The sequence below is a fragment of the Bradyrhizobium mercantei genome, assembly GCF_001982635.1.
Classification (GTDB): Bacteria; Pseudomonadota; Alphaproteobacteria; order Rhizobiales; family Xanthobacteraceae; genus Bradyrhizobium; species Bradyrhizobium mercantei.
Genome location: NZ_MKFI01000039.1, coordinates 1 through 1,117, shown reverse-complemented (window position 1 = coordinate 1,117; position 1,117 = coordinate 1). Strand labels below are relative to the sequence as shown.

The window sequence follows — 1,117 nt, the reverse complement described above, 5'->3', positions numbered from 1 at the left end:
GTTGTGCCCTACAAGAGCGGTTCCGAGAGTTCCACCGCGCTGATGGGCGGCCAGGTCGACGCGGCCTCGGAGGCGGCGGTGTCGGTGCGCAGCTACATCGCGTCCGGCCGGGTGCGCGCGCTGGCGGCCACGGCGGACCACCGCTCGCCGCTGCTGCCCGACACGCCCACCACGGCGGAACAGGGCTTTGCCCAGATCAACATCACCCACTGGGGCGGCATGTATGCGCCCAAGGGCACGCCGCAGGACGTCATCAAGGCGATGAACCAGGCCATCGCCGACGTCATGGCCACGCCCAAGGTCAGGCAGCAGCTGGTCGACGCGGGCTACGAGGCGATTCCCGGCTCGGTGGAGAAGTTCGGCAGCTTCATCGCCGCCGAGGACAAGCGGCTGGGCGGGATCGTCAAGAGCGCGGACATGAAGGCGGAATGAGCCGCGGCGCGGGATGGCGCCGGGGCCGCCTTCCCGCGCGCGATGCCCGCTAGGCGGACGGGCCCGCCGGATCGAGCGTGATCTCGATGCGCTCGACGCCCTTGCCCTGGTTCCTGCGCTTCAGGTGCAGCGGCCCGATCTCGCGCGTGGTGCGCGGATGGGTGCCGCCACAGCCCATCCGCGAGAAGCCTTCGACCTCCCAGTAGCGGCGCTGGGTGGCCTCGTCGGAGAACGCGGTGACGATGGGCTTGGCGGCGGCGACGAGCGCATCCGTCTCGGCGCTCAGGCGCTCGAACAGGTCGGCGATGTTGCCGGCGCGGGCGAAATCGATGCGCGCCTTGGCCGGCGCGATGTGCGCGCCGACCTTTTCGATGCCCGGTTCGAGCCGGTAGACCAATTGCAGGACCATCTCGGCCGCGAAATGATGGCGCATCAGGCCGTAGCGGCGGTCCCAGTCGATCTGCACGGCGACGGCGTCGCCGGCGGACAGGCCATGCCCCGGGGCCAGCCTGTAGACGATGTCCAGGCCGCCCGGTTCGAGCCGGTAGACCAATTGCAGGACCATCTCGGCCGCGAAATGATGGCGCATCAGGCCGTAGCGGCGGTCCCAGTCGATCTGCACGGCGACGGCGTCGCCGGCGGACAGGCCATGCCCCGGGGCCAGCCTGTAGACGATGTCCAGGCC

Annotated in this window: 1 protein-coding gene and 1 pseudogene; one reads left to right on the top strand and one right to left on the bottom strand. The window is 70.4% G+C overall.

What is annotated here, in order from left to right; translation table 11 throughout:
- On the top strand, positions 1 to 432 hold a 432-nt coding region (locus tag BI327_RS40750), incomplete at its 5' end, for a tripartite tricarboxylate transporter substrate-binding protein (RefSeq protein ID WP_249776123.1).
- Between the two features lie 49 nt (positions 433 to 481).
- Here the strand turns inward: BI327_RS40750 and BI327_RS40745 are convergent.
- Positions 482 to 1,117 (bottom strand): annotated as a pseudogene (locus tag BI327_RS40745) (hypothetical protein); the annotation flags it as partial.